This window comes from Marinobacter sp. tcs-11, from assembly GCF_002049515.1.
GTDB lineage: Bacteria > Pseudomonadota > Gammaproteobacteria > Pseudomonadales > Oleiphilaceae > Marinobacter > Marinobacter nauticus.
Genome location: NZ_LLYU01000022.1, coordinates 31028 through 53101 on the forward strand (window position 1 = coordinate 31028; position 22074 = coordinate 53101).

The following is a 22074-nucleotide window of genomic DNA, read 5'->3' on the forward strand; positions in this document are numbered from 1 at the left end:
TGGTCCTCCTCTCCCGAATCAGGCCTGGTCTTCAAACCAGGGTGCGCGCGCAGTCATAATCAATTGACCAGCACGCTCTTCATCCATACCTTCAATTTCGAGCAGCTCATCAATCGACTGCTCCGCCAGATCTTCCATTGTGCGCACGCCCATGCCGGCAAGCTTGAATGCCAGCGCCCGGTCCATGCCGTCCATATTCAGAAGATCGTCTTCGGGCTCAGCGCCCTCCAGGGCTTCTTCACTGGCCAGCGCCTGGTTCAGCAATACGTCTTTGGCACGACGGCGCAATTCAGTGACGGTTTCCTCGTCAAAGCCCTCAATCGCCAGCATTTCTTCCATCGGTACGTAGGCCACCTCTTCAATGGAGGTAAAGCCTTCCTCGATAAGAACACCGGCAAATTCTTCATCAACATCCAGATGAGCGGTAAAGTGTTCAAGCAGGCGGTTGTATTCCTGCTCCTGGCGCTCACCGGCTTCTTCTTCCGTCATCACGTTCAGGGTCCAACCGGTCAGCTCGGTCGCCAGACGAACGTTCTGGCCGTTCCGGCCGATGGCCTGCGCCAGGTTATCTTCGGCAACGGCTACATCCATGGTGTGACGGTCTTCATCCATGACAATGGAGGCCACCTCAGCAGGCGCCATCGCGTTGATGACCAACTGAGCCGGGTTATCGTCGTAAAGCACGATATCCACACGCTCACCGCCCAGCTCATTAGACACTGCCTGTACGCGGGAGCCCCGCATACCCACACAAGCGCCAACCGGGTCAATACGGCGGTCGTTGGTCTTCACCGCTATCTTGGCCCGGGAGCCCGGATCGCGAGCGGCACCGCGAATCTCGATCAGCTCCTCGGCAATCTCGGGAACCTCGATGCGGAAAAGCTCGATCAGCATTTGCGAATCGGTACGGCTCAGAATCAGCTGTGGTCCGCGATGATCGGTGCGAATCTCCAGCAGCAGAGCACGAACGCGATCGCCCATCCGGAAGGTTTCACGGGGAATCAGGTGCTCACGGGGAAGCAGAGCTTCTGCGTTGCCACCCAGATCCACAATCACATTGTCCCGGGTCACCTTCTTGACGGTACCGGACACCAGCTCACCGATACGATCGCGGTAGCTGTCGACAATCTTCATGCGCTCGGCTTCGCGCACTTTCTGGAAGATGATCTGCTTGGCCGCCTGGGCACCAATGCGCCCGAACGCCACAGACTCCACCTTCTCTTCGTACATATCACCCGGCTTCAGATTGGTGTCGATCTCTTCCGCTTCCTGCAGGGTCAGCTCAGTGCCCAACGCAGGAACGGCATCATTGTCGACCACCAGCCAGCGTCGGAAGGTTTCGTATTCTCCGGTGCGGCGATCAATGGCAACCCGGATATCCGCCTCTTCGTCTTCATAACGTTTCTTGGCAGCGGTAGCGAGCGCGAGTTCAATCGCCTCGAAAATCACATCCTTCTCGACACCTTTCTCGTTCGAGACGGATTCCACTACCAGCAAGATCTCTTTACTCATGGGATTGCCCTGCCCTCAAAATAAACGATACATCTATAGATTTATTCGAATGTGTCACTCGAAAACCGGCACGATGTTGGCTTTTTCGATACTGTCGAAGGGCAACAGGTATTCGTGGTCATCTACTACAACTACCACGTCGTCGCCCTCCACCCCTTTGATCAGGCCCAGGAATTTGCGCCGGCCCTCAAACGCCATACGCAGCTTGATCTGCACTTTATGACCAATAAATGCCTCGTACTGCTCCAGCCGGAACAGCGGCCGGTCCATACCGGGCGAAGACACTTCCAGCGTATATTCTGTCTGGATGGGGTCTTCCACATCCATTACCCCGCTGACCTGACGACTGACTTTCTCGCAGTCGTCGATCGCGATGCCGTTCTCGGCATCATCAATAAACACCCGAAGCTTGGAATGGTGTCCATGGGAGCGGAATTCAATTCCCCAGAACTCATAACCCAGACCCTCGACCACCGGGCGCAGGATGTCTTCCAGTTGTTTCAGTTTGGCTGACAAGTGTCGCCGCCTCCGTTTCCGAATTTTCAGGGTACAAAAACAAAAAAAGGGCTGTTAATCAGCCCTTTTATGCACCAGGGCCCTTTGCGCCAGGCCCCTTAATCAAAAAGCCCCTGAAACATGGGGCCTTTTGTTGCAAGAATTCGCAAAGCGCCAACCCTTTCAAGCGCTCTGCCGACAGACACCTGGCCTGCCTGGAAGCCTCGATGCTCGCAGGCTCCAATATCCGCGGGAGTATAGTGACGCCACGCGGACTGGTCAAGGACTGACCAAAAAAAACGGCCTGGGTTTGCCAAGCCGTCTTCTTTTAATATGGTGCCCGGGGCCGGACTCGAACCGGCACAGCTTTCGCTACCACCCCCTCAAGATGGCGTGTCTACCAGTTTCACCACCCGGGCATCATTCTTTACTCGAGTTCGGGGAGCGCGTCCCCACCCTCGGATTCGCTGTTAGCTGCAGGCTCATCAGCAGAGGGAGCCTGCCCAGCTTGCGCACCTGCCTGAGACGATTCCTGAACAACCGGAATACCTGCCTCGCCAGCCACTTCGGCGCGCTGCTTGGCAAAAATTGCCAGCGAAAAACTTGTCACAAAAAAGATAACCGCCATAAAAGTGGTCATCCGCGTCAGGAAGCTTCCGCTGCCCTGACTACCAAACACGGTCTGGGACGCACCACCACCGAAAGCCGCTCCGGCGTCTGCACCCTTGCCCTGCTGGATCAGAACCAGGCCCACCAGCGACACGGCGATCACGACGTGAACAACAACTACCAGTGTTTCCAACCAATCCATACAGACTCTCGTAAACGTGTCGGCTTAGACACCTGCCGGGAAAGACCGGCAAATGCTGATAAATTCTTCGGCCTTCAACGATGCACCACCGATGAGACCGCCATCAATATCCGGCTCTGCAAACAAAGCGGCAGCATTATCCGCTTTTACACTGCCGCCGTAAAGTACCGAAATCTCTTTAGCCGGTGCATTCATACCATCCAGCACCTTGCGGATTTCCGAATGCATGGCCTGGGCATCGTCTGCCGTCGCGGTTTTTCCGGTTCCGATAGCCCAGACCGGCTCATACGCCACAACAACCCTGGACCACTGGTCGCCAGCTACAACTGCCAGCCCGTTGCGAACCTGCTCGGCAACCACCGCTTCGGCTTGACCGGCTTCCCGCTCCGCGAGCGTTTCACCTACACACAGCACCGCAACCAAGCCACTCAACAGAACCTGCTCAACCTTGGCGGCTGCCACAGAATCCGTCTCACCAAACAACTGCCGGCGCTCGGAATGCCCCACCAGCACATAACCACACCCCATATCGCGGGCCATTTCGGCGGAGATTTCTCCGGTGTATGCGCCAGATTGCCACTGGGACACGTTCTGTGCACCGGTAGTGATCCGCCCACCTCCCTGCTCAGCAACCTGGCCCAGATAGATCGCAGGAGGGATAATAACCACCTCCACATCTTTGCCAACATTACCGGACTGCTCGCAAACTGCGCCAACCAGCTGTTTCACCAGATCTTTCGACCCGTTCATTTTCCAGTTTCCGGCAACAATTCTGCGACGCATCTCTGTCCTCGACAGTCCCGAGCAAAAGGGAGGCGGAACTATACAGCAGTCACCCGCGGTACACAACCACCCTTCGAAATCAGGGTGTTGAGCGCTCCACCACCAGGGCAAGCTCTTCCACTACCCGGGTAATATCGTCCGCGCTCTGGCCCTCGGCCATCACTCTGATCAGCGGCTCGGTGCCGGATGCCCGCAGCAGAATGCGCCCGGCATCACCCAGCGAAGCCTCTGCCCGCGCCATGGCCTCAACAATATCCGCCCTACCCAACGGATCAAACCGTTCGGCAACGCGTACGTTGATCATTTTCTGCGGCAGCTTGCTCATACCTGCCCGCAGTTCTCCCATAGTCTTGCCGGACTTCCGCACTGCCAGCAGTACCTGCAACGCAGAGACAATACCGTCACCCGTGGTGGTGCAATCCCGGATCACCATATGCCCGGAACCCTCGCCTCCAATCAGCCAGTTATTGGCCAACAGGCGCTCCATCACATAACGATCGCCAACCTTGGCCCGCTCGAACTCGACGCCGATTTCGCGCAGAGCCAACTCAACACCCAGGTTGGTCATTAACGTACCAACCACACCACCGTTCAGCCGTCCTTCTGCCTGGCGCTGGGAAGCCAGGATATACAACAGTTCGTCGCCATCCACTTCGGAACCATCACGATCCACCATCAACACCCGGTCGCCGTCACCGTCGAAGGCAATACCAAGATCAGCCTTTTTCTCGGCAACCGCCTGTTTCAGCGCGCCCAGATGGGTAGAGCCAACATTCAGGTTGATGTTCAAGCCATCTGGCTCGGCGCCAATCACCGTCACTTTCGCCCCCAGCTCACGGAACACTTTGGGCGCCACGTGGTAGGTAGCACCGTGAGCACAGTCAAGCACCAGGTGCATGCCGTCGAGAGTAAACTCGTTTGGCACAGTACTTTTGCAGAACTCCACATAGCGACCGGGCGCATCGTCTACCCGGCTCGCCTTGCCCAGTTCTTCCGGCTCACACACTTCGATAGGCTGGTCCAGCCAGCGCTCAATCTCGGCTTCCAGGGCGTCGTCCAGTTTGGTACCGGCAGAAGAAAAGAATTTGATGCCGTTATCATGATGAGGGTTGTGGGAGGCACTGATGACAATTCCGGCAGATGCCCGGAAAGTTCGCGTGAGGTAGGCAATCGCCGGTGTCGGCATCGGCCCCAGCAACTTCACATCAACACCCGCCGCGGCCAGACCAGCCTCCAGCGCCGATTCGAACATATAGCCAGACAAACGGGTATCCTTGCCGATCAGTACGCTGTTGCGCTGGCCCGCACGCTTGAATGCCTGCCCCGCAGCCCACCCCAGATGCAGCATGAACTCCGGCGTAATCGGACTGTCTCCGACCCGGCCACGAATGCCATCGGTACCAAAGTATTTGCGCTGGGTCATCAGATTGCCTCCTTCACTGCCGTTACGATCCTGACGGCGTCCACAGTTTCCCTAACGTCGTGCACCCTGAGGATGCTCGCCCCTTTCATGGCCGATATTGTCGCGGCAGCGAGGCTGGCCGGCAACCTTTCATTCACATCGCGACCCGTGACCGCACCCAGCATGGATTTTCGCGAGACCCCGACAAGCAATGGATGCCCGAGAATATGCAACTGCTCAAGGCTGGCGAGCAGCTGATAGTTATGCTCCACGCTCTTGCCGAAGCCAAAGCCGGGATCAAGAATAATGTTATCGGCACGAACACCGGCCTGCTCAGCCACCCGCATACGCTCCGTCAGAAAAGAGCTGACTTCCCGACGCACATTCCGGTATCGGGGATCGTCCTGCATGCTATCCGGCTCACCCTGAATATGCATGATGCACACCGGAATGCCGGCCTTTGCGGCCACTTCGGGCGCGCCTTCGCGCTGCAGGGCGCGGACATCGTTGATCAGGCCGGCACCCAGCCGAGCGGTTTCAGCCATCACCACAGGATTGCTGGTATCCACCGAAATCACGGTATCCAACTCTTTGGCAATGGCTTCGACCACCGGGCATACGCGGTCCAGCTCTTCCTGGGTCGAGACTTCGTTTGCGCCGGGGCGAGTCGACTCACCTCCAACATCAATAAAAGAAGCGCCGTCATTGACCATCTGCCTGGCCCGCACAAGCGCCGATTCCCTGGAATTAAAGCGTCCGCCATCGGAAAACGAATCGGGGGTGACATTCAGAATACCCATCACGTGGCACCGAGACAGATCCAGTTCGCGACCGGCAAAGTTCATTTTCATAACGCGACTTCCACAGGCAGAGTTTTCGGAGAGACAAAAACAAACGCCGCCCGGGAGCCCGGGCGGCGCATTCAGTTACTCAGGCTTTGACGGCGAGTCAGTGCTCGCCGGCCGGACGCCCTACACCGGGTTGCCGGCCGTCGTCGGAGCTTCTAGGCTCCGGCGCCTGCTCAGGCTCTTCAGCCTTGACGCCTCCGGCAGGACCACTGTCACCCCAGTTCTTGGGCGGCCGAGGTTCCTTGCCAGCCATGATGTCGTCAATCTGGTAACGATCGATGGTTTCATACTTCATAAGTGCTTCGGCCATCATGTCCAGCTTGTCCCGGTTATCAATCAGGATCTGCTTGGCCTTTTCGTAGCACTCATCAATGATGTTGCGAACTTCCTCGTCAATCCGCTGGGCGGTCTCCGGCGAGTACACCGTATGTGCCTGCCCCGCGGAACGGCCGAGGAAGGGTTCCTCGCTATCGGTGTCGTACTGCAAAGGGCCAAGCTTCTCGGACAGCCCCCAGCGGGTCACCATGTTCCGGGCCAGGCTCGTGGCCCGCTCGATGTCGTTGGACGCACCAGTGGTGACACCATCGAAGCCCAGGGTCAGCTCTTCCGCGATACGGCCACCAAACAGGCTACAGATCGAGCTGATCAGATAGCGTTTGGAATGGCTGTACTTGTCCTCTTCCGGGAGGAACATGGTCACACCCAGGGCGCGGCCACGAGGAATAATACTCACTTTGTAGACCGGATCATGCTCAGGCATCAGGCGGCCAACAATGGCATGGCCGGACTCATGGTAAGCCGTGTTCCGCTTTTCCTTCTCACTCATCACCATGGACTTGCGCTCGGCGCCCATCATGATCTTGTCCTTGGCCAGCTCCAGCTCTTCCATGGAGACCAGGCGCTGGTTACGACGGGCCGCAAACAGAGCCGCTTCGTTAACCAGGTTGGCAAGATCGGCACCGGAGAAGCCTGGCGTACCCCGCGCGATGACGGCAGGATCAATGCCATCAGCCAGCGGCACTTTTTTCATATGCACTTTCAAAATCTGCTCACGGCCAATGATGTCCGGCAGGCTCACCACCACCTGGCGATCGAACCGGCCAGGGCGCAACAACGCCGGGTCCAGCACGTCCGGACGGTTGGTGGCGGCAATGACGATAACGCCTTCATTGCCTTCGAAGCCGTCCATTTCCACCAGCAACTGGTTGAGGGTCTGCTCACGCTCGTCGTGACCACCGCCCATACCAGCACCACGGTGACGGCCAACCGCATCGATCTCATCAATGAAGATAATGCACGGGCTTTGTTTTTTCGCCTGCTCGAACATGTCGCGAACACGGGAGGCACCCACGCCCACAAACATTTCCACAAAGTCGGAGCCGGAGATAGAGAAGAACGGCACCTTGGCCTCGCCCGCGATGGCCTTGGCAAGCAGGGTTTTACCGGTACCGGGAGGGCCCACCATCAATACGCCCTTCGGGATGCGACCACCAAGGCGCTGGAACTTGCTCGGATCCCGGAGGAAATCCACCAGCTCTTTCACGTCTTCCTTGGCTTCGTCGACACCCGCGACATCGGAAAACGTGGTTTTGATCTGGTCTTCACTCATCAGGCGCGCCTTGCTCTTGCCGAACGACATGGGGCCTTTGCCGCCACCGCCGCCCTGCATCTGGCGCATGAAGAACACGAACAATGCAATGATGATCAGAATCGGGAACGCGGCTACCAGCAGCTGCGTCCACAGGCTCTGGCGCTCGGGCTCCTTGCCGATCACTTCGACGTTGTTGGCGAGCAGGTCATCCATCAGCTTGTTGTCAGACACCTGCGGCCGGATGCTCTGGAACTGGGAGCCGTCGTTGCGGACACCCTGCACCTGCAGACCGTCAATGGTCACCTGCCGTACCTGGCCCTGCTGGACCATCTCGACAAACTGGGAATAGTTAACTTGTTGGCCGGTGGTGGTGGGAGAGAAATTCTGAAACACCATCAGCAGCACGGCGGCTATGATTAGCCAGAGAACCAGATTTTTTGCCATATCGTTCAAGGATCATCACCTGTGAATTGCAGGATCAGCGCCTGAAGGCCGCCAACCCTTTTCCGACACCTTACACCAATTGTACGCCGGTAAACCAGAAACGGCCCATCCGGAACCGATCGCGATACTACCTATATGGGACGCCATGACCGGAATTACAACACCCTCTGTAAGTGAATACGGCCATTTGTCATGAGTCGCTATCTGTTACAATCGCTGAATTATACGTGGTTGCCAGCGGAATCACCGCTGACCTTTTGTTAATTGCACCTATTAAGAGATTACATCATGAGTCTGTCACCGGAACAGCGCCGGGAATACCGGGCTATTGCCCACAACCTGAAGCCCGTCATCATCGTTGGCGACAAAGGCCTGTCTGAAGGGCTGCAGGACGAACTGGACCGTGCCCTGAACGACCATGAGCTGATCAAGATCAAAGTCGCCAGCCAGGATCGCGAAGTCCGCCAGGAAGCCATTCAGGCTCTGTGCGAAAGCTCCGGCGCCGAACTGGTCCAGACGATCGGTAAAATCGCCGTCATTCTGCGTCGTGCGAAGAAACCGAACCCCAAGCTGTCGAATCTGCTGCGCAACAAATAAGCGTAAGCTGAGACGCGAAAAAGCCGGCCTGGTTCCCCAGAGCCGGCTTTTTCTTTACGCCCGATCAGCACAACCGAGTCAGATATATTCCACTTCGGAAATCTCGTACTCCACGGTACCGGAGGGGATACGGATAGCCACCACATCCCCTTCGTTCTTACCAATCAGCGCGCGGGCGATCGGCGAGGACACCGACAGCTTGCCTGCCTTGATGTCGGCCTCATCTTCACCCACGATCTGGTAAGTAACCTCTTCGTCGGTTTCCATGTTGACCAGATGCACAGTGGTGCCGAAGATCACCTTGCCGGTATTCTCCATGGTGGTCACATCAATCACCTGCGCCACGGACAGCTTGCCTTCGATTTCCTGAATGCGACCTTCGATAAAGCTCTGCTGCTCCCGGGCCGCATGATACTCAGCATTTTCCTTCAGATCGCCGTGCTCACGGGCATCGGCAATGGCCGCGATCACCCGCGGCCGATCTTCGGACTTCAGCTTTTTCAGCTCCTCACGCAGACGGTCTTCGCCCGTCTTGGTCATCGGTACTCTGTCAGCCATAGCCTTACTTTCCTGCGTGTAGTTCCTGGAGGCGACGAACGGTGCGCTCCGGGCCAAACTTGATGGCCCGGCAGAAGGCTTCGCCACCTGCCAGTGTGGTTGTGTAGGTTACTTTGGTCTGCAAGGCAGACTGGCGAATCTGCGCCGAATCAGAAATCGCCTTGCGACCTTCCGTAGTATTGATAATCAGCTGAACCTGACCATTCTTGATGGCATCGACAATGTGCGGGCGACCCTCGCGAACCTTGTTCACCCGCTCAACGGCGATACCTTCGGCTTCCAGCGCCTTGGCGGTGCCAGTGGTGGCAATAATCCTGAAGCCAGCATCCACCAGGTCGCGGGCAACACTGGCCGCACCCGGCTTGTCCACATCGCGCACCGACATGAAGGCCACGCCCTGGGCCGGCAACCGTTCACCCACGGCCAGAGCGGCCTTGGCAAAGGCTTCATCAAAGCTGTCGCCCAACCCCATCACCTCACCGGTGGATTTCATTTCCGGCCCGAGGATCGGGTCCACGGCCGGGAATTTGTTGAACGGGAACACGGACTCTTTAACGGCGTAGTAGGCCGGCACGATTTCCTGAGTAAAGTTCAGTTCTTTCAGGCTCTTGCCGGACATCACCCGGGCCGCAACCGCGGCCAGAGACACCCCGATAGCCTTGGACACAAACGGCACGGTCCGTGAGGCACGCGGGTTCACTTCGATCACGTAGATCTCACCATCCTGATAGGCCAGCTGCACGTTCATCAGGCCGATAACATCCAGCTCGATGGCCATTTTTTTCACGGCCTCGCGCATCTCGTCCTGCACCTGCTTGCTCAGGCTGTAGGGCGGCAGGGAGCAGGCGGAATCACCAGAGTGAACACCAGCCTGCTCAATGTGCTGCATGATACCGCCGATCACAACATCAGTGCCGTCACTGATCGCATCAATATCGACCTCGATGGCAGCATTCAGGAAGTGATCAAGCAGAACCGGGCTGTCATTGGAGACCAGCACCGCGTTACGCATGTAGCGCACCAGTTCGGTTTCGTCATAGACGATCTCCATGGCCCGGCCACCCAGCACGTACGACGGGCGCACCACCAGCGGGTAGCCAATCTCGCGGGCAGCCACGATGCCTTCCTCGTGGCTGCGCACAGTGGCGTTTTCCGGCTGCTTCAGACCCAGGCGCTGGATCATCTGCTGGAAGCGCTCGCGGTCTTCGGCGCGGTCAATGGCGTCCGGACTGGTGCCGATAATGGGCACACCGGCGGCTTCCAGGCCACGGGCCAGTTTCAGCGGAGTCTGACCGCCATACTGGACGATTACGCCCTTGGGCTTCTCGACGTTGATGATTTCCAGCACGTCTTCCAGGGTGATCGGCTCAAAATACAACCGGTCGGAGGTGTCGTAATCAGTCGACACGGTCTCCGGGTTGCAGTTGATCATGATGGTCTCGTAGCCATCCTCGCGCATGGCCAGGGCCGCGTGCACACAGCAGTAGTCGAATTCGATGCCCTGACCAATGCGGTTGGGGCCACCGCCGATGACCACAATCTTCTCGCGATCGCTCGGCTCTGCCTCGCACTCTTCCTCATAGGTGGAGTACATGTAGGCGGTATCGGAGGCAAATTCCGCCGCACAGGTATCCACGCGCTTGTACACCGGGCGGATGCCAAGATCATGGCGTAGCTTGCGCAGGCTGACTTCGGAAATGCCCAGCAGCTTGGCCAGGCGGGCATCGGAGAAGCCCTTGCGCTTGAGGCGGAACAGGGTGGCCTTGTCGATATCGGCCTTACCGGCCGACTTGAGGGCCTGTTCTTCGCGCACGATGTCCTCGATCTGCACCAGGTACCAGGGGTCTACCTTGGTATGGCGGAACACTTCGTCCACGGTCATGCCGGCGCGGAAGGCATCGCCAATGTACCAGATTCGCTCGGCACCAGGCACGTTCAACTCCCGGGTCAGGGTTTCGCGGCTGTTTTCGGAGTCCAGATCTTCCAGCTTTTCATCGAAGCCTTCGGAACCCACTTCCAGGCCACGCAATGCCTTTTGCACCGACTCCTGGAAGGTCCGACCAATGGCCATAACCTCACCCACAGACTTCATCTGGGTGGTCAGGCGGGCGTCGGCCTGGGGGAATTTTTCGAAGGTAAACCGGGGAATCTTGGTAACCACGTAATCAATGGACGGCTCGAACGAGGCCGGGGTGACGCCGCCGGTGATTTCGTTCTGCAGTTCATCAAGGGTGTAACCCACGGCCAGCTTGGCCGCCACCTTGGCGATCGGGAAGCCAGTGGCCTTGGACGCCAGCGCTGAGGAACGGGACACCCGGGGGTTCATCTCGATAACGACCATGCGGCCGGTGTCCGGATTGATGCCGAACTGGACGTTGGAGCCGCCGGTTTCCACACCGATTTCCCGCAGGACCGCCAGGGAGGCGTTCCGCATGATCTGGTATTCCTTGTCGGTGAGGGTCTGGGCCGGGGCCACCGTAATGGAATCACCGGTGTGCACGCCCATGGCGTCGAAGTTCTCGATGGCACAGACGATGATGCAGTTGTCGTTCTTGTCGCGAACAACTTCCATCTCGTACTCTTTCCAGCCGATCAGGGATTCGTCGATCAGCAGTTCGTTGGTCGGCGACAGGTCCAGGCCACGAGTACAGATTTCCTCGAACTCGTCCTTGTTGTAGGCGATACCACCGCCGGAACCACCCATGGTGAACGATGGACGGATGATGCACGGGAAACCGATGTCTTCGGAGATCTTCCAGGCTTCGTCCATGGAATGGGCGATGGCCGCGCGCGGGCACTCCAGACCGATTTTCTTCATGGCCTTGTCGAAGCGGTCGCGGTCTTCGGCCTTGTCGATGGTGTCAGCGTTAGCGCCGATCATTTCAACGCTATGCTTCTCCAACACGCCGTGCTTTTCCAGGTCCAGCGCACAGTTCAGTGCAGTCTGACCACCCATGGTGGGCAGCAGGGCGTCCGGCTTTTCCTTTTCGATGATCTTTTCGACCGTCTTCCAGGTGATCGGCTCGATGTAGGTGGCATCGGCCATGGCCGGGTCGGTCATGATGGTGGCCGGGTTGGAGTTCACCAGGATCACCCGGTAGCCCTCTTCGCGCAGCGCCTTACAGGCCTGGGCTCCGGAGTAGTCGAATTCGCACGCCTGCCCGATCACGATGGGGCCGGCGCCCAGGATCAGGATGCTTTTAATGTCGGTACGTTTTGGCATGTCTTGGTAAACCTGTCAGCAACTTTTGAATTCTTGCAGCGCGGTATTCAGCGCCGGTGAGCTATCGTTGATGGCCTTGCCCTCAGGCAGATCGCGCTTCCATCAGCTGGATAAACTCGTCAAACAGCGGAGCCACATCATGGGGCCCCGGGCTGGCTTCCGGGTGACCCTGGAAGCTGTAGGCCGGCTTATCGGTGCGGCGAATGCCCTGCAGAGTGCCGTCAAACAGCGATTTGTGAGTCGCTTCCACGTTGGCGGGCAGGGTTGTTTCATCCACAGCAAAGCCGTGGTTCTGACTGGTAATCATCACAGTGCCTTTGGCAATGTCCTGCACCGGATGGTTGGCACCGTGGTGGCCGTGGCCCATTTTCATGGTTTTTGCACCACTGGCCAGGGCCAGTAGCTGGTGGCCCAGGCAGATGCCGAATACCGGAATCTCGGTTTCCAGCACTTCCTGAATGGCCTTGATAGCATAGTCGCAGGGCTCGGGGTCGCCCGGGCCGTTGGACAGGAAGATGCCATCGGGGTTCATCGCCAGTACATCAGAGGCCGGGGTTTGCGCAGGCACGACGGTGATCTCGCAACCGCGGGCCGCGAGCATCCGCAGAATGTTGTATTTTACGCCGTAATCCCAGGCCACCACCTTGAACCTGTCTTCGGAGCGGTCACTGTAGCCGTTTACCAGATCCCACTCGGCCTGGTTCCACTGGTAGGCTTCGCTGCAGGTGACTTCTTTGGCCAGGTCCATGCCTTTGAGGCCGGGAAAGGCGTTAGCCAGTTCCAGTGCGCGTTCGGCAGTGGCGTTTTCACCAGCGACGATGGCCCCATGCTGGGAGCCCTTGTCCCGGAGGATGCGGGTCAGTCGGCGGGTGTCGATGTCCGCAATGCCAACAATGTTGTTGCTTCGCAGGTAGTCATCAAGGCTACCCTTGTTTCGCCAGCTGCTGGCGAGCAGGGGCAGATCCCGGATGATCAGGCCAGCGGCCTGGATGCGGTCGGATTCTACGTCTTCTTCGTTAACACCGGTGTTGCCAATGTGCGGATACGTCAGGGTAACGATCTGGCGGGAGTAGGACGGATCGGTCAGGATTTCCTGGTAGCCGGTCATGGCAGTGTTGAAAACTACCTCGCCGCTGGTTTCTCCGTCTGCGCCGATGGCGGTGCCGTAGAAGAGGCTTCCGTCTGCGAGTGCAAGGATTGCTGGTGTGCTCAAGGCTTGTATCCTCATCGAGTGGCGTAAGTTCGTCACGAACAGGAACGCAAGCGCATAATCTCAGGTTGCAAAAAAGCGAGACAAGGTAAAAACCCGGTCCCGCTTTTATAAACTTTTCAAAGGTACGCTTGGTGCAGTCAAATCGCCTTATTGTAAGCGATTTTGGCGTTTTTTGTCCACGCCGAATTGCTCTCGGCCTGACGCAAACTCCGGCCACGGAAGCAGGGCACCTTCCCGAAAACCGCTACAAGCACTTCCATGTGCGCTTCTCTCCGGCCATCCATGGCCTTCGAAATTTTCGGGAAGGTGCCCTGCTCCCGCAGCCTCTGAGTATGTAGCTCAACCTCAACTTTTCAGGTTCAGAACATCCTGCATGTCGTAAAGACCTGCCGCCTTACCCTTCAGCCACAACGCCGCACGCATGGCGCCTTTAGCAAACGTCATCCGGCTGCTCGCCTTGTGGGTAATCTCAATGCGCTCGCCCTCGGTGGCGAACAGAACGGTGTGGTCACCCACCACATCGCCGGCGCGGATGGTCTCGAAGCCGATTTCCTTGCGGGTGCGTTCGCCGGTGAAGCCTTCGCGGCCATAGACCGCACATTCTTTCAGGTCGCGACCGAGAGCATCAGCCACCACTTCACCCATACGCAGGGCTGTGCCCGAGGGGGCGTCTTTTTTGTGGCGGTGGTGGGCTTCGATGATTTCCACGTCGTAGTCATCACCCAAGGTTGCGGCGGCGGTGCGCAGCAGGTTGAGGACGACATTGACGCCCACGCTCATGTTGGGCGCAAAAACGACCGGAGTGTTTTCGGCGGCCAGGGCCAGTTGCTCTTTTTCGGCGTCGGTCATGCCGGTGGTACCGATCACGAGCATTTTGCCGTTAGCGCTGCAAAACTTCGCGTTTTCCAGGGTCAGGTCCGGGAAGGTGAAGTCCACCAGTACGTCGAAGTCGTCTTTGACGTCGTCCAGGCTGGCGGCCATTTTTACGCCGGTTTTGCCGATGCCGGTCATTTCACCGGCGTCGGCGCCAATCAGACTGCTGCCCGGCTCGACGATGGCAGCGCCGAGCTCAAGGCCTTCGGTACCGTCGACAGCTTCGATCAGCACTTTACCCATGCGCCCGGCGGCGCCGATGATCGCTACCCTCATCTGCTCTACCCTCAGAATTTCATTTCGTCGAAGAAGTTTTTCACACCCTCAAACCATGAGGTTTTCTTGGGGGCATGATGAGTTCCGTTGTTACCATCCAGGGTTTGCTGGAATTCTTCCAGCAGTTCTTTCTGGCGTTTGGTGAGGTTCACCGGCGTTTCCACAATCACCCGGCACAACAAATCACCGGCCGGGCCACCGCGGACCGGGCTGACGCCTTTGTTGCGCAGACGGAACAGTTTGCCGGTCTGGGTCTCAGGCGGAATCTTGAGCTTTACCCGACCATCCAGCGTTGGTACTTCCAGCTCGCCACCGAGGGTGGCGTCGACGATGCTGATGGGCACTTCGCAGTAAAGATTGCGACCGTCACGGGTGAAAATGGAATGCTCACGAACGGCGACCTGTACATAAAGGTCTCCAGGAGGCCCTCCGTCTACACCCATCTCACCTTCGCCGGACAGGCGAATACGGTCGCCAGTATCAACACCTGGCGGCACCTTGACCGAGAGGGTTTTCTCCTGGCGCACCCGACCCTGGCCATGGCAGCTCTTACACGGGTTCTTGATGATCTGGCCGGAGCCACGACAGGTAGGACAGGCTTGCTGTACGGTGAAGAAGCCTTGCTGCATCCGGACCTGGCCCATGCCCTGGCAGGTGCCACAGCTTTCCGGGCGAGAGCCTTTTTCAGCGCCACTGCCGTCACAGGCTTCACATTCTTTATGGCCAGGGATGTTGATCTTGACGGTTTTGCCCTTAACGGCCTCTTCCAGATCCAGCTCCAGGGTGTAGCGAAGATCTGCACCGCGGGTGGTTCGGCCACGGCCACCACCACCGAAGATGTCACCGAACACATCACCAAAGATGTCGGAGAAGCTGGCGCCACCGCCACCAAAGCCGCCGCCAGCCTGACCGTCTACGCCGGCATGACCAAACTGGTCGTAGGCGGCGCGCTTACTGGAGTCCGCCAGGATTTCGTAGGCTTCGCTGGCCTCTTTGAATTTGTTCTCGGCATCTTTGTCATCCGGGTTACGGTCCGGGTGGTACTTCATCGCGAGCTTTCGATACGCCCGCTTAATTTCCTTTTCGTCCGCATCCCGGGAGATCCCGAGTACTTCGTAATAATCGCGCTTGGCCATGCTTCAAAACCCTGTTTTTATAACGAGGAAAACGCGAGCCCGGCCCGCGTTTCCCCAACTACTTGATGTACCTCGGAATTACTTCTTGTCGTCGTCTTTGACTTCCTCGAACTCGGCATCGACGGCGTCGTCAGCACTCTTGGCCTGACCTTCTTCCTGGCCACCGGCCTGCTGAGCCTGGTCGGCCTGATCCGCGTACATCTTCTGAGCCAGCTCAGAGGACACTTCGGTCAGCTTCTGAGTCTTGGCTTCGATCGCTTCCTTGTCAGAACCCTCGAGGGCCTCTTCCAGATCCTTAATGGCGGCCTCGATGGACTCCTTCTCGCTGTCGGAGACCTTGTCACCGGCTTCACTCAAGGTCTTGCGCACGGCGTGTACCATGGCATCACCCTGGTTACGGGCCTGGACAAGCTCCTCGAACTTGCGATCTTCCTCGGCATTGGCCTCGGCATCGCGAACCATCTTCTCGATCTCGTCATCGTTCAGACCAGAAGAGGCCTTGATCACGATGGACTGTTCCTTGCCGGTCGCCTTGTCTTTGGCAGACACGTTCAGGATACCGTTGGCATCAATATCGAAGGTTACTTCGATCTGCGGCACACCGCGCGGTGCCGGCGGAATATCGGCCAGATCGAAACGACCCAGAGACTTGTTCTGTGCCGCCTGCTTACGCTCACCCTGAACCACATGAATGGTCACTGCAGTCTGGTTGTCATCCGCTGTAGAGAAGGTCTGCGATTTCTTGGTCGGAATCGTGGTGTTCTTCTCGATCAGCGGAGTGGCCACGCCACCCATGGTTTCGATACCCAGGGTCAGCGGGGTTACGTCCAGCAGCAGTACGTCTTTCACGTCGCCAGACAGTACCGCGCCCTGAATCGCTGCACCCATGGCGACGGCCTCGTCCGGGTTCACGTCTTTACGCGGCTCTTTGCCGAAGAACTCTTTTACTTTCTCCTGCACCAGCGGCATACGGGTCTGACCACCGACCAGAATAACCTCGTCGATTTCACCGGCCTTCATGCCCGCATCCTGAAGAGCCACCTTACAGGGCTCCAGACTGCGCTGAACCAGGTCTTCCACCAGCGATTCCAGCTTGGCACGGGTCAGCTTCACGTTCATGTGCTTGGGACCAGACGCATCTGCAGTGATGTACGGCAGGTTTACGTCGGTCTGCTGGCTGCTGGACAGCTCGATCTTGGCCTTCTCCGCCGCTTCTTTCAGACGCTGCATGGCCAGAGAGTCGCCGCGAAGATCGATGCCGCTGTCTTTCTTGAACTGGTCGGCCAGGTATTCAATCACTTTCAGGTCGAAATCTTCACCGCCCAGGAAGGTGTCACCGTTGGTGGCCAGCACTTCGAACTGGTGCTCGCCGTCTACGTCCGCAATTTCGATGATGGACAGATCGAAAGTACCACCACCCAGGTCGTACACAGCAACAGTACGATCACCGCTCTTCTTGTCCAGGCCATAAGCCAGGGCCGCAGCAGTTGGCTCGTTGATGATCCGCTTCACTTCCAGACCAGCAATCTTGCCAGCATCTTTGGTCGCCTGGCGCTGGCTGTCATTGAAGTACGCAGGCACGGTGATCACCGCTTCGGTTACCTTTTCACCCAGGTAGTCTTCTGCAGTCTTCTTCATTTTCTTCAGAACTTCTGCAGACACCTGCGGCGGCGCCATTTTCTGACCCTTTACCTCAACCCAGGCGTCACCGTTGTCTGCCTTGGCGATTTTATAGGGCACCATCTTGATGTCTTTCTGAACCACGTCATCTTCAAAACGACGACCAATCAGACGCTTAATGGCGTACAGAGTGTTGTGCGGGTTGGTCACCGCCTGACGCTTGGCCGACTGGCCAACCAGAGTCTCGTTGTCATCGGTGTAGGCGATGATGGACGGGGTGGTGCGATCACCCTCTGCGTTTTCAATTACCTTTACCTTGTCGCCATCCATGATGGCCACACAGGAGTTTGTGGTTCCCAGGTCGATACCAATAATCTTGCTCATCGAATCACTCCAAATCTTTCTGAATGCTGTTCCGGAGAATGCCTACCCCGGCCTTTGCTGTTTAATCGCTATATTGGCGCTCCGCTCGACTTTTCAAGCCTGCTCGTCGATTTTTGGCGCATCTTCTGCCTTGGCCACTACGACCATCGCCGGACGAACTACCCGGCCATTAAGCAGATAACCTTTCTGCACAACCGCAACCACGCTGTTAGGCTCGGCATCCGGCGCCGGCACCATGGACATGGCTTCGTGCTGCTGCGGATCGAACGGCTCACCCACCGGGTTGAGCTGTTCAACGTTGAATTTCTTCAGGCTGTTCATGAACAGCGTCAGGGTCATTTCCACACCTTCGCGAATGGACGCAACCAGCTCGCCTGCGTTTTCGTGACCCTCGGTGCTTTCGACCGCCTTCTCCAGACTGTCGGCCACCGGCAACAGCTCTTTCACAAACTTCTCGAGCGCAAACTTGTGAGCTTTTTCCACATCAATCTCGGCCCGGCGACGGACATTCTGCATCTCCGCCTGTGCCCGCAAGGCCTGCTCCTGGTACTCCTGCAGTTTCTGCTGCAGCACATCCAGCTCGGAGCCCTGCTCCGGTGACTGCTCGGCATCCTGGTTACCTGCAGCCTGCTCTTCCGCCGCAGCTTCTGCTGCCTCGTTGCGTTCTTCTACCTGTTCGTTGCGCTTTTCGTCAGCACTCATGACAACTCCTGATAACGTTTTCACGGCCACGGAGGCCTGCAGAAATAACCACTCCCGCTTGTGCAGAAAGCAGGAAAGAATCGCTTTGCGAACCGATATGGGGCCCGCTTCCCGGGTTTCAACCGTCACCCACGCAATCTTTGATGTTTTCATCATTTCCTGTTTGCAAACCGGAAAAACCCTGTATATATTCACAGCAACTGTATGAACGAACAGTGGTCAGAGTTATTACTTGCTCAAGAACGAGCGGAGGTTGCGGCATGCTCACACAACTCACGGTATCGAACTACGCCATTGCAGAAAGGGTTGAACTCCAGTTCAACCGCGGTATGACAGCCCTGACTGGGGAAACCGGCGCCGGCAAGTCGATTGTGCTTGATGCCCTTGGCCTGGCCATGGGAGGCCGGGCCGATGCCGGCGCTGTTCGCCATGGCGCCAAGCGTGCCGACATTACCGCCAGCTTCGATATATCCCGCATCCCCGAAGCCCGGTCCTGGCTGGACAGCCATGAGCTGGACGACAAGGACGATTGCATCCTGCGCCGGACCATCAGCAAGGACGGCCGCTCCAAGGCATTCATTAATGGCCAGCCCTGCCCGCTGTCACAATTGAAAGAACTGGGCGGCCTGCTGATGGATATCCACAGTCAGCACCAGCATCAATCCCTGCTGCGTAAGGAAACCCACCGAAAGCTGCTGGACGAGTTCGCCGGCGCGGAAAGCCTGGCCGACGAAACCCGATCTGCATGGAAAGCCTGGCACCAGACGCGTCAGAAACTACAGCAACGCCAGCACAATGCTGATGAGGCCGAGGCCCGTTTACAGCTGCTGCGCTATCAGGTGGAAGAGCTGGACAGGTTGGCGCTGGGCGAGGACGAACAGACAACCCTGGAAACCGAACAGGCACAGCTCAGCCAGGCGGACGCCGTACTTCACAGCAGCCACCAGGCCGCCCTGCTATGCACTGAAGATGAGGTTTCGGCCGCAGACCTGGTGCGCCAGGCACTGCACCAACTGGAGCAACTGCCGGTTGATGTCCCGGCACTGACCGACACCATCCAGATGCTGAACGAAGCACAGATTCAGATTTCAGAAGCCGGCGACAACCTGCGCCGCTTCGTAGACGACTACGAAGCCGACCCGGTCCGACTGAACGAAGTGGAAGAACGGCTCAGCGCCATTTATCAGATGGCGCGCAAACACCGGATCACCCCGGAGGAGTTACCGGAATTGCATCAACGCCTGAGCCAGGAGCTGGCCGAACTGGATGGCGGCGAAGGCAGCCTGGAACAACTTCAGGCCGAGCTGGAAAACCTGCGGGCACGGTTTGACGCCCTGGCCACCAAGCTGACAGAAACACGCCGGAATGCCGCCATGGAGCTCGACCAGCGAATCGCCCGGGAGTTGGCACAATTGAGCATGCCATCGGTGCAGTTTGTCAGTCACCTGAGCCGGAACAGTGATGACGAACCTGCCCCTCACGGCATGGAAGAGGTGGAATTCCTGGTGAGTGCCAACCCGGGCCAACCCGCCCGATCGTTGGCCAAGGTGGCTTCCGGCGGTGAACTTTCCCGCATAAGCCTGGCCATCCAGGTGGTTGTGGCACAAACCTCCACCACACCAACTTTGGTGTTCGATGAGGTGGATGTCGGCATCGGTGGCGGCACCGCGGAGGTCGTAGGCCGCCTGCTGAGAGCACTCGGCGAGAATGGCCAGGTACTGTGCGTCACGCACCTGCCGCAGGTGGCGGCCCAGTGCCATCAGCATTTGTTCGTCAGCAAATTTACCGAGAAAGACGCGACCTATTCACGCATCGAATCCCTGGATGACCAGGGCCGGATCAGCGAAGTCGCAAGGATGCTTGGCGGAGTGGACATGACAGAACAGACCATAGCTCATGCCCGGGAGATGTTTGTAAAGGGCCAGGCAACCCATCACTAATCCCCCTCTCGTTTCGGAGAGCTTCTGGGCCAGCCTTGTCGCTGGCCCTTTTTTTACTTCTTATCGGACTTCAGTGGCTTCACGTAAAGGATCAGGCTGTGATCGACAATCTCATAGCCGTGCTCTGCCGCAATCTTCTGCTGGCGCTCCTCGATGACCTCATCGACGAACTCAACAACTTCGCCAGTCTGAGTGCAAACCATGTGGTCGTGATGATCATCACCGGCCATCTCGAACACCGCGTGACCGCCTTCGAAATTATGACGCAACACGAGGCCTGCAGCTTCGAACTGGGTCAGCACCCGGTAGACTGTCGCCAGGCCCACGTCATCGCCCTGGTCCAGCAGCTTTTTATAAACGTCTTCAGCACTCAGGTGATGTTCTTCAGCATTCTCAAGGATATTGAAGATCTTGACCCTTGGCAGAGTAACTTTCAGACCGACTTTTCGTAATTCGGCGTTTTCAGATGACATGTTACCATTCGCTCTTTGGTGTGCCTCACGGCTTCCGGTATGATGAAGCCGCAGTACGACGGATGACCCGTTTCACACCTGCTCAACGCAGGCGAATTCAAGATAGAGGATTTCCCCCGGCGATGCAAAAGCTCCCCGCTATCGTTCTTATTAGCATTTTATCCTTGTCCGGCTGTGTTTTTCCGGGCGTTTACAAAATCAATGTCCAGCAGGGCAACATTGTCACCGATGAGGAGCTGACGGAACTGTCCGAGGGCATGCCCAGAAGTCAGGTTCACGCGCTGCTGGGAAGCCCGTTGATGCTGAACCCCGTCGACCCGTCCAGGGAATACTATGTTTACACCTTTCAGCGCCGGGGCAACGAGATCGAAGAACAGCGCATCATCGTTTACTACGAGAACGATCAGCTGAGCCACTACGAAGCCCAATTACTGGAAGAAACACCAGCTTACTAGCGCTTACGCTTTCTTTTTAGCCCGGTTCAGGCGAGCCTGCTTGGGATCAATCTTGAGTGGGCGGTATAGTTCCACCCGGTCGCCTTCTCTCAGAGCATGCTCGGCCGGGTTCTTCACCACTTTGCCAAACACCCCCATATCGATAGCGTCCGGATCAATCTCCGGAAAGATCTCGATAATCCTGGAGAGCTTCACGGCTTCAAGGGCTGTAGTGCCCGGAGGCACCACCACGGGCACAATCTGCTGCTTGTCCGGGCGGGCATAGGCCACTTCCACTTCCATCACACGATCCCTCCGCGATAAACCTCGTCTGCGCGACGACAGAAAGCATCCACCATGGTATTGGCCGCCTGATTAAATACCGGGCCGAAAGTCATTCGTGAAAGCGAACCTGAAAATTCAAACTCCAGGGTCAGGATTACTTTGCAGGCGTTATCGTCCAGAGCCCGAAAGTGCCAGCGCCCGGTAAGATTTCTGAGCGGGCCGTCCACGAGCTTCATTTCAATGGTCTCTGGCATCAGCAACTGGTTTCGTGTGGTCAGCCGGTGGCGAACGCCCCCTTTGGAAATATCCAGTGAAGCCATGATTTCAGCATCATTCTGTTCGTGGACCTCTGCCCCGGCACACCAGGGTAAGAACTCAGGGTAACGGGCAACGTCATTGACCAGGTGGAACATACGCTCCGCCGAGTGCATAACCAATGCGGTCTTGTCGATCTGATGTGCCATGTAAACCGGA

At 57.5% G+C, this 22074-nt stretch carries 20 protein-coding genes and 1 tRNA gene; 3 read left to right on the top strand and 18 right to left on the bottom strand.

The window, feature by feature from the left end; all coding sequences use genetic code 11:
- Positions 1 to 18: 18 nt before the first annotated feature.
- The 8 genes from nusA to ftsH form a co-directional block, all read right to left on the bottom strand.
- Positions 19 to 1512 (bottom strand): transcription termination factor NusA, encoded by a 1494-nt coding sequence (nusA, locus tag ARC85_RS17005; protein ID WP_011786761.1) that lies wholly within the window; start codon positions 1510 to 1512, stop codon positions 19 to 21.
- 54 nt (positions 1513 to 1566) lie between these two features.
- Complete coding sequence (gene rimP / locus ARC85_RS17010; protein ID WP_011786762.1) at positions 1567 to 2028, bottom strand: ribosome maturation factor RimP; 462 nt, start codon at positions 2026 to 2028, stop codon at positions 1567 to 1569.
- Positions 2029 to 2341: 313 nt separating this feature from the next.
- A tRNA-Leu gene (locus ARC85_RS17015) sits at positions 2342 to 2426 on the bottom strand.
- 8 nt (positions 2427 to 2434) lie between these two features.
- Positions 2435 to 2818 carry a preprotein translocase subunit SecG gene (secG, locus tag ARC85_RS17020; RefSeq protein WP_273031439.1) on the bottom strand — a complete coding sequence of 128 codons (384 nt, stop codon included), beginning with the start codon at positions 2816 to 2818 and terminating at the stop codon, positions 2435 to 2437.
- Between the two features lie 24 nt (positions 2819 to 2842).
- A complete protein-coding gene (gene tpiA, locus ARC85_RS17025; RefSeq protein ID WP_286715586.1) occupies positions 2843 to 3601 on the bottom strand; it encodes a triose-phosphate isomerase in 759 nt (252 codons plus the stop codon).
- A 79-nt stretch (positions 3602 to 3680) separates the two neighbouring features.
- The gene (glmM, locus tag ARC85_RS17030; protein ID WP_011786765.1) at positions 3681 to 5024 is read right to left on the bottom strand and encodes a phosphoglucosamine mutase; all 1344 of its coding nucleotides are present in this window, start codon (positions 5022 to 5024) and stop codon (positions 3681 to 3683) included.
- The gene (gene folP / locus ARC85_RS17035) at positions 5024 to 5854 is read right to left on the bottom strand and encodes a dihydropteroate synthase (RefSeq protein WP_286715588.1); all 831 of its coding nucleotides are present in this window, start codon (positions 5852 to 5854) and stop codon (positions 5024 to 5026) included. The genes glmM and folP overlap by 1 nt, the downstream gene beginning before the upstream one ends.
- Before the next feature lie 97 nt (positions 5855 to 5951).
- Positions 5952 to 7895: an ATP-dependent zinc metalloprotease FtsH gene (gene ftsH / locus ARC85_RS17040; protein WP_181800037.1), complete on the bottom strand. Its 1944-nt coding sequence runs from the start codon at positions 7893 to 7895 to the stop codon at positions 5952 to 5954.
- Between the two features lie 279 nt (positions 7896 to 8174).
- Here ftsH and yhbY point away from each other — a divergent pair, with 279 nt between their 5' ends.
- Positions 8175 to 8483 (top strand): ribosome assembly RNA-binding protein YhbY, encoded by a 309-nt coding sequence (yhbY, locus tag ARC85_RS17045; RefSeq protein WP_011786768.1) that lies wholly within the window; start codon positions 8175 to 8177, stop codon positions 8481 to 8483.
- Between the two features lie 78 nt (positions 8484 to 8561).
- Here the strand turns inward: yhbY and greA are convergent, their stop codons facing one another.
- The 7 genes from greA to grpE form a co-directional block, all read right to left on the bottom strand.
- On the bottom strand, positions 8562 to 9041 hold the full coding sequence (gene greA / locus ARC85_RS17050) for a transcription elongation factor GreA (protein ID WP_022991279.1): 480 nt from the start codon (positions 9039 to 9041) through the stop codon (positions 8562 to 8564).
- A gap of 4 nt (positions 9042 to 9045) precedes the next feature.
- A complete protein-coding gene (gene carB, locus ARC85_RS17055) occupies positions 9046 to 12264 on the bottom strand; it encodes a carbamoyl-phosphate synthase large subunit (protein ID WP_286715590.1) in 3219 nt (1072 codons plus the stop codon).
- 82 nt (positions 12265 to 12346) lie between these two features.
- Positions 12347 to 13477 (bottom strand): glutamine-hydrolyzing carbamoyl-phosphate synthase small subunit, encoded by a 1131-nt coding sequence (gene carA / locus ARC85_RS17060; RefSeq protein WP_023011652.1) that lies wholly within the window; start codon positions 13475 to 13477, stop codon positions 12347 to 12349.
- 345 nt (positions 13478 to 13822) lie between these two features.
- Positions 13823 to 14626 carry a 4-hydroxy-tetrahydrodipicolinate reductase gene (gene dapB, locus ARC85_RS17065; protein WP_023011654.1) on the bottom strand — a complete coding sequence of 268 codons (804 nt, stop codon included), beginning with the start codon at positions 14624 to 14626 and terminating at the stop codon, positions 13823 to 13825.
- Between the two features lie 11 nt (positions 14627 to 14637).
- Positions 14638 to 15762, bottom strand: coding sequence for a molecular chaperone DnaJ (gene dnaJ, locus ARC85_RS17070; RefSeq protein WP_023011655.1), 1125 nt, complete (start codon positions 15760 to 15762; stop codon positions 14638 to 14640).
- Positions 15763 to 15840: 78 nt separating this feature from the next.
- Positions 15841 to 17766, bottom strand: a complete 1926-nt coding sequence (dnaK, locus tag ARC85_RS17075; RefSeq protein ID WP_023011656.1) for a molecular chaperone DnaK — start codon at positions 17764 to 17766, stop codon at positions 15841 to 15843.
- 93 nt (positions 17767 to 17859) lie between these two features.
- Positions 17860 to 18468 (bottom strand): nucleotide exchange factor GrpE, encoded by a 609-nt coding sequence (grpE, locus tag ARC85_RS17080; protein WP_031211578.1) that lies wholly within the window; start codon positions 18466 to 18468, stop codon positions 17860 to 17862.
- Positions 18469 to 18728: 260 nt separating this feature from the next.
- Between grpE and recN the strand changes: the two genes are divergently transcribed.
- Positions 18729 to 20408 carry a DNA repair protein RecN gene (gene recN / locus ARC85_RS17085; RefSeq protein ID WP_199452722.1) on the top strand — a complete coding sequence of 560 codons (1680 nt, stop codon included), beginning with the start codon at positions 18729 to 18731 and terminating at the stop codon, positions 20406 to 20408.
- Positions 20409 to 20461: 53 nt separating this feature from the next.
- Here the strand turns inward: recN and fur are convergent, their stop codons facing one another.
- A complete protein-coding gene (gene fur, locus ARC85_RS17090) occupies positions 20462 to 20881 on the bottom strand; it encodes a ferric iron uptake transcriptional regulator (RefSeq protein WP_014422607.1) in 420 nt (139 codons plus the stop codon).
- 122 nt (positions 20882 to 21003) lie between these two features.
- On the opposite strand from fur, the gene ARC85_RS17095 reads away from it, so the two are divergent.
- Entirely contained in the window at positions 21004 to 21336 is a 333-nt protein-coding gene (locus ARC85_RS17095; protein WP_022991272.1) for an outer membrane protein assembly factor BamE, read from the top strand.
- A gap of 3 nt (positions 21337 to 21339) precedes the next feature.
- Here the strand turns inward: ARC85_RS17095 and ARC85_RS17100 are convergent, their stop codons facing one another.
- A complete protein-coding gene (locus ARC85_RS17100) occupies positions 21340 to 21618 on the bottom strand; it encodes an RnfH family protein (protein ID WP_286715597.1) in 279 nt (92 codons plus the stop codon).
- Positions 21618 to 22064 carry a type II toxin-antitoxin system RatA family toxin gene (locus ARC85_RS17105; RefSeq protein WP_014422610.1) on the bottom strand — a complete coding sequence of 149 codons (447 nt, stop codon included), beginning with the start codon at positions 22062 to 22064 and terminating at the stop codon, positions 21618 to 21620. Before ARC85_RS17105 ends, ARC85_RS17100 begins: the two co-directional genes overlap by 1 nt.
- Positions 22065 to 22074 lie beyond the last annotated feature (10 nt).